This window comes from Shewanella sp. 10N.286.45.A1, assembly GCF_041470405.1.
Lineage (GTDB): Bacteria > Pseudomonadota > Gammaproteobacteria > Enterobacterales > Shewanellaceae > Shewanella.
In genome coordinates this window covers 1-5,765 of record NZ_JBFRMK010000271.1, presented here as the reverse complement: position 1 = coordinate 5,765, position 5,765 = coordinate 1, and the positions used below count along the sequence as shown (strand labels likewise).

Annotated in this window: 7 protein-coding genes; 4 read left to right on the top strand and 3 right to left on the bottom strand. The window is 41.0% G+C overall.

Features of this window, described 5'->3' with window-relative positions:
* Window positions 1-971, bottom strand: a 971-nt coding sequence (locus AB4238_RS18260) for a transposase (protein WP_372034732.1), incomplete at its 3' end; no start/stop codon positions are given.
* Between the two features lie 250 nt (window positions 972-1,221).
* Here AB4238_RS18260 and AB4238_RS18255 point away from each other — a divergent pair.
* A complete protein-coding gene (locus AB4238_RS18255; protein ID WP_372034731.1) occupies window positions 1,222-1,398 on the top strand; it encodes a hypothetical protein in 177 nt (58 codons plus the stop codon).
* A 499-nt stretch (window positions 1,399-1,897) separates the two neighbouring features.
* Here AB4238_RS18255 and yqfB read toward each other — a convergent pair whose 3' ends face one another.
* Window positions 1,898-2,200 carry a N(4)-acetylcytidine aminohydrolase gene (yqfB, locus tag AB4238_RS18250; RefSeq protein WP_372034733.1) on the bottom strand — a complete coding sequence of 101 codons (303 nt, stop codon included), beginning with the start codon at window positions 2,198-2,200 and terminating at the stop codon, window positions 1,898-1,900.
* Between the two features lie 807 nt (window positions 2,201-3,007).
* Between yqfB and AB4238_RS18245 the strand changes: the two genes are divergently transcribed.
* The gene (locus AB4238_RS18245) at window positions 3,008-3,478 is read left to right on the top strand and encodes a TetR/AcrR family transcriptional regulator (protein ID WP_372034729.1); all 471 of its coding nucleotides are present in this window, start codon (window positions 3,008-3,010) and stop codon (window positions 3,476-3,478) included.
* Window positions 3,479-3,493: 15 nt separating this feature from the next.
* Here AB4238_RS18245 and AB4238_RS18240 read toward each other — a convergent pair whose 3' ends face one another.
* Window positions 3,494-3,766 carry a hypothetical protein gene (locus AB4238_RS18240; RefSeq protein ID WP_372034728.1) on the bottom strand — a complete coding sequence of 91 codons (273 nt, stop codon included), beginning with the start codon at window positions 3,764-3,766 and terminating at the stop codon, window positions 3,494-3,496.
* Between the two features lie 261 nt (window positions 3,767-4,027).
* Here AB4238_RS18240 and AB4238_RS18235 point away from each other — a divergent pair, with 261 nt between their 5' ends.
* Both AB4238_RS18235 and AB4238_RS18230 read left to right on the top strand, forming a co-directional pair.
* Window positions 4,028-4,615 carry a hypothetical protein gene (locus AB4238_RS18235; RefSeq protein WP_372034727.1) on the top strand — a complete coding sequence of 196 codons (588 nt, stop codon included), beginning with the start codon at window positions 4,028-4,030 and terminating at the stop codon, window positions 4,613-4,615.
* 9 nt (window positions 4,616-4,624) lie between these two features.
* On the top strand, window positions 4,625-5,707 hold the full coding sequence (locus AB4238_RS18230) for a rhomboid family intramembrane serine protease (RefSeq protein ID WP_372034726.1): 1,083 nt from the start codon (window positions 4,625-4,627) through the stop codon (window positions 5,705-5,707).
* Window positions 5,708-5,765: the final 58 nt, after the last annotated feature.

Genomic DNA, 5,765 nt, shown 5'->3' with positions numbered 1-5,765 from the left:
ACTTGCATATACTGACAACTATTTGAAAAATGCCGCCGGCGTTTATCTAAGTGCTCACAGTAGCTGCTTAGCTCTTGCAGTGTCCCCACGGGACCGTGAAAAAGCTGCCCGAACTCGGTAATGATTTTCAGCCAATTAGTCGCTGGGATATTTAATCGACTCAGGGTTTTTTCTGCATTCGAAGATATCGCGCCACGCTTATCGTTACGGATAACCCTGCCTGTTTCATCAACCAGTTCAAGGTAGTCTTGCAGCGAGAAAGCAATACCTTTGGGCTGGTGCTCTCGCTCGTTGCCAATAAAGGCTAATAGCTTGCTCGGTTGTTGACCTTTAAGCGCTGCGGTGACTCTGAGCTTTAAACTGGTAAAGTCTGATTGCTCTGGCGTTTGTGCCATTTTCGCACGGATTGGGTTTAGTTCAACATAGGCCATACAAGCCAATACGGCAGCTTCATCTAACAGTGCTTGAGATTTAAACCGCCCTTCCCAAAAATGCCCTGTGCAATTATCTTCAAGATTCGCTTGTCTGGCTATTGGTTCATTCAAGCACCTCATAAACCATGAGATATCACTGAGTCTCGAGCGGTAAATCGCTATTTGATGTTTTAACTGAGCGACTAAATGCTCATCAACCACTTCACCTTTAGCAAACTTTTGCGTCAGTGCTGTACCGTTAAAGCATTTGTGCCACTGCTCAACAACATCCCTATCTGACCATGAGTTTACTTGCTCGATATCAATATACAGTACCACATGCAGATGATTGCTCATCACCGCATACGCCGCGACATCAATAGCAAACACCTCACTGAGCTTGAGTATCTGCTCTTCAACCCAAGCTCTGCGATGGTCGTAATTTTTACCCGTGTACTTATCATCACCACAGAGAAAGGCGCGCCGAACAACACGACTGCAGCAGTGATAATAAGGTGTGTCTTCAAGGCTAATGAGGGTTCGTCTTGGACGCGGCATACAACCTCCTTGTTAAATGCTCAAATCAAGCATAGTAGGAGGTCGCGATTGATTCCATTAACTATGGCTGTCTTTGCATTACTTTTTACTAGACTATGGAGCGCAAACCTACAACATTAAACAGAAATTTTAGCACTAACACTATGCAATAGTTCACAATTAATCCTTTACTCCTATAAATATATATGAAATATTAGTTTCTCTTTCGGTTAAGTTGTCCGAGATATTTATATAAACTAAGGACGGTATAATGAACAAGTTAAAAAAAATAATATCTTTATTATTTATTGCGGCAATCAGCAGCATATCTATTAACGGAACGGTTATGGCACAAACATCTGTAATAACCTATAAAATTGAAAATAATATCCAAAGCGGAAATCATTGCCCATGGTTAGAGCCGTGGAAGTGTAAAATCGATCTCTAACATTTGTTTACAAAAAAATATCTACACGAAAGCACCTCGGTTAGCACAAACAGCCTAACCGAGCTGTTTTATATATACTTCCCTTTACATGTAGAATAATTAATTAAAGGGGTGACCGATATACAGCATTAACCCTGATAGCCTCATTCGCTCAATTCAGGTTGTAGCTATTGAATTTAAAAAATTTCTTCTTTAATATAACTGCTGGAAAGAAAATATTTTTTACTAACCACTACTGCCCATAAAAATATCCCCTATGTAAAAAGATTAGATAAAGTTTGGCTATAAAACTTAGCACTGTCTAGCTTGTGATTTTTATTATGATTTTCAAAAGGTAGGATAGGCACAACCTCTTTAGATTATCACAATTTTTCAGATTAGCTTTTGTATAGACAAGGTTTTATCCACCCTACTTGCCTTTTGAATTACAAAACTCACTTTGGGGCATTTCTTAGTTACAGACTGCCGCGGATGAATGTTTATACTAAGGTGCCATGAGTTACCCAACAACTTTAAAGCTGACAAAATACAAACTAGATTCCGTTGGGTATATCTTTCGTAATAGCCATTTGAGCATAAAAACAAATGGTAAATTCTCCGCTTTGGCATGTTTTCTACAGAGCTTTTCAAACTCAACATTCTCAACATCAACTATTTCTAGTCTGCAGATTTTCCGCTCATCTTCGTGAGTAAATGCTTCAACAACCTGTCCAGGGTAATAATGGCTTTCAGATTTATCTCTAATCGTTGCAGTTTTTTTACCAGAAAGAATCTGGCGTTCTAACCTAGTGAAAAATGTCATTCTATCCAATGGTTTACACCAACTCTCTCCCATATCTTCCATATCTTCCATATCTTCCAAGTTTACACCAGCATTAAATGAATCGGCAATAAGCTCTTTCTTTTTTAAGCTTCAATCTAACCCAATGGACTAGTGAGGGAAATAATTGGGGATATTTTCTGTGTCGCATAACTTTTAGTATGGAAAAAGTCCGTGAACAGGATATGAATGAGTGAAAGGTCTACCAAATAATGGGGCAAAAGTTAGTTTCAAAAACTTACAGAACACGCAACTCCCCATCGGAGTTGCCGAAGTGCAGAGATGAAAATGCCGTAGAACCATCATGGTCTTTCCCGTGCATCCATGCACTTCAAGACATTCAGGCATCCAGCCTATCAGATGATGGTTCAGGCTCGGAGGGACATGGATGTCCCATCTGAGCCGTTAGGCAATTTTTATTGGAGCATGAGGAGCAACAACTTCGTCGGGGCGTCATGGTGGATGCAAGGAGGATAAGGACGAGCAGTCCTCCTTGCTCGGGTGTGGGCGAAGCGCCACGACTTTTCTTTTTATAGAAATGAAAGCGAAGCTTGATAAACCTAATAGCCAATCAACTTTGGTGCAAAAGTGAGCCTGCATTAAGCTAACGTGATTCCAACGTTCTCATAGCAGCAAGCCTGCCGATAAAGCCCAACCTTAAACAAGCATAGCAACCATTTTTAGCTGAACCTAAGCTGAACACCAGTCAGATTGCTACACAAGATGCGAGTTTCAGCAGCATGCTTTTGATAGAGTGAGATCAATTGCACAAAGGTAACGGGAAGTATTATGCCAAAGCGTTCAAAAGCTGAAACTAAGCACACTATCGAGCAGATCTTAATTGAAGCGCAGAAGCAGATCCTAGAAATGGGTTATGACGTTATGTCCTATTCAAGCTTGTCTGAGGCAACAGGTATTAGCCGTACCGGTATTAGCCATCATTTCCCTCATAAGTCGGACTTCCTAATCCAACTTGAGCCCAAATTTGCAAGTTTACTCATGGAACACTTAGATTTTAGTTGCCGTGATGCATTGCGAACCTCTTGGCTTAGAGCGCTAGAGTCGTCAACATTTAGCGGTATCGTTAAGCTGTTTTTCTCTGTCTGCGGTTCTAGCCAGTTGGATTCTGCGCAATATAAAACATTAGGTTCGCTTAACGCTAAGGCATCTGCGGAGCTTGGTGAGCATGGGCCATCAATGATTGATATGTTACTGGGGCGAAGTGCAGTGTTGTTGTTTAGTCAGAAGCATCTTGTTTAGGGTTACTGAATAAGGCTATTTCTGCTCTCTTAGTATGATACTTGGATTAAAATTAATCTCACCTTCATCATCTATTGTTGCGAGTTTATTGTCTTGGCTGGCAACGGCAGTGCTGCAATTATTCGCATTACGAACAAACAAAAGTTGGTAGCCCAATTTCGCTAAGGTATAAAAGGCAAATCGCTGCGCATTAGTGAGTTTTATCCAGTGGCTATTGGTATCAATCGGGGTGTCTTTTCTGTTTTCAATAAAAGGAGACGTTAGTTCCATAGCTGCTGTATGTAGCATTTAAATTCACTTATTCTGACTAAACTTCCGATGACCAATGTTGATGTATAAATGAGCGATAAGCAAGTGAAATTTATCGTTTTAGTTGATGATGAGAATGGTCGCTATATTCTTGTATATTGAGTACCAAATACTACTTAGTACCGCTCTAAAAAACACTTACAGGTTATAGCGAGCAAAGTTGTTTTTGTATATGCTTGCGGCGTTCTAGATTTTAAGAGTTATGAATTAAATATTCAGCATCAAGGAGTAATGTAAGAAATGGATGTCAAACCTCAGGCCAGCGCTGCTGCAGAACCTATAAAGCGCTTCCCCAAATTAGATAATCAAGAGTTAGTAAAGACTAGTTTCTGGATTAGCCAAGTATTTATGATCATTGCCACCATTGTCGGTGTCTACCTCGCGGCTCAAGAAGGCTTATCACAAGCTATCGTTTTTGATGAATTATCTAACAAACAGAATAATTATTATCTGCGACATGCGCTTTATGATGAAGTGAATGACAACGTGACCATTATCAATGAATACGCAGATGCAGTAGCGAAAAGCTCTCCTTATGATTTAAAGAGTATTCACCCCAATATGGCCACCTTTGTTTGGGAAAATATGCGTTACTCCGCCAATACGCTAGAAACGCCAACACAGATCTTAACCGAGACGCGGCGTTTTTATATGGCATCTGCCGATATTATTTCTAAAATGGAAACGCGATTTTACGGTGCCAAATTTGGCGCAAAAAAACTTAAAGAGTTAACCAAAGGGGTATCTGAATCAACCCTGCCAATGTTAAAAGATAACTACCAAGCATTAGCTATTGAGCTAAAAGCTGCTGATATTACTGTCGAATAAGGATATAAAATGACAATCATCTGTCCTGGTTGTAACAGCCAAGCGATGCGAGTGTTTGACTTTCATGGTCAAGAAGTGGATAGCTGTACTCAATGCGGCGGAATTTGGTTTGATAGTGGTGAGCTAAATGGCGCGCTATCAGTCGCTGATAATGGCAATAGCAATGTTGGCATCGAAAACGCTTTAGGTGAGAATCTAGGTGTGTCATCTCGAAAATGCAGCCATTGCCAATGTAATATGCAGCACTATTATTTGATGGACGACTTTCAGATAGAGGTCGATGTTTGCCACTCTTGCACTGGCGTTTGGATCGATGAGCATGAACGTGAAAAGGTGGTGCAATCTCCTAGAGTAAGAGCGGCATTAGAGCTACTTAATCAGAAAACCAGCGTTAAAACCTGGCTGTTTCAATTTCTATTGCAGATGCCGATTGAGTATAACCTCAAAACCAAGACTAAGCCGTGGGTTACTTATGCTTTGCTGGCGTTAAATATCATCATCTTCTTTGCTTATGGTTATAGCGAACCGGCAACAGTGTGGGTGTTCGATCATTTTGCGATGCAGCCATCGTTGGTGATGCAAGGTCAGCAGGTGATGCCGTTGCTAAGCCATATGTTCCTGCATGGCGATATTATCCATCTGTTGGGTAATATGTATTTTCTCTATGTGGTGGGTGATAATTTAGAGGATGCAATTGGTCATTCACGCTTTTTGGCTGTGTATCTTCTATGTGGTTTTGCCGCTGCATTCGCGCAAATAGCGTCTGACCCAACTTCAGCTATCTTTATGGTTGGTGCGAGTGGCGCTATAGCAGGGTTATTTGGCATGTACCTGTTGTGGTTTAGGCATGCCAGCCTCACCTTTATGTTTGTTATCTACCAAAAGAAGTTATCGCCAATGGTATTTTTTGCTATTTGGTTATTGCTAAACCTTTTTGGCGCATGGGCGGCCGAGGGCGGAGTTGCATATTGGGCGCACATTGGTGGCTTTGTCGCAGGCCTCATAATCGGTTTATCGCTTAAAGCACGGGTTATGTCTGCGAATCCTATTTTGGCACTGCTTAACTCGCCTGAAGTGAAGGTTTCTCGGTAAAAGGCAAAGATTATAAAGAGAAAAAAGGCCGCATTATGCGGTAATGCCGTTCACTTAA

Bases quoted from the DNA above. Each gene is read 5' to 3' on its own strand.
- yqfB (WP_372034733.1), bottom strand. From the start codon at position 2,200: ATGACATTTTTCACTAGGTTAGAACGCCAGATTCTTTCTGGTAAAAAA.
- AB4238_RS18255 (WP_372034731.1), top strand. From the start codon at position 1,222: ATGAACAAGTTAAAAAAAATAATATCTTTATTATTTATTGCGGCAATC.
- AB4238_RS18245 (WP_372034729.1), top strand. From the start codon at position 3,008: ATGCCAAAGCGTTCAAAAGCTGAAACTAAGCACACTATCGAGCAGATC.
- AB4238_RS18230 (WP_372034726.1), top strand. From the start codon at position 4,625: ATGACAATCATCTGTCCTGGTTGTAACAGCCAAGCGATGCGAGTGTTT.
- AB4238_RS18240 (WP_372034728.1), bottom strand. From the start codon at position 3,766: ATGCTACATACAGCAGCTATGGAACTAACGTCTCCTTTTATTGAAAAC.
- AB4238_RS18235 (WP_372034727.1), top strand. From the start codon at position 4,028: ATGGATGTCAAACCTCAGGCCAGCGCTGCTGCAGAACCTATAAAGCGC.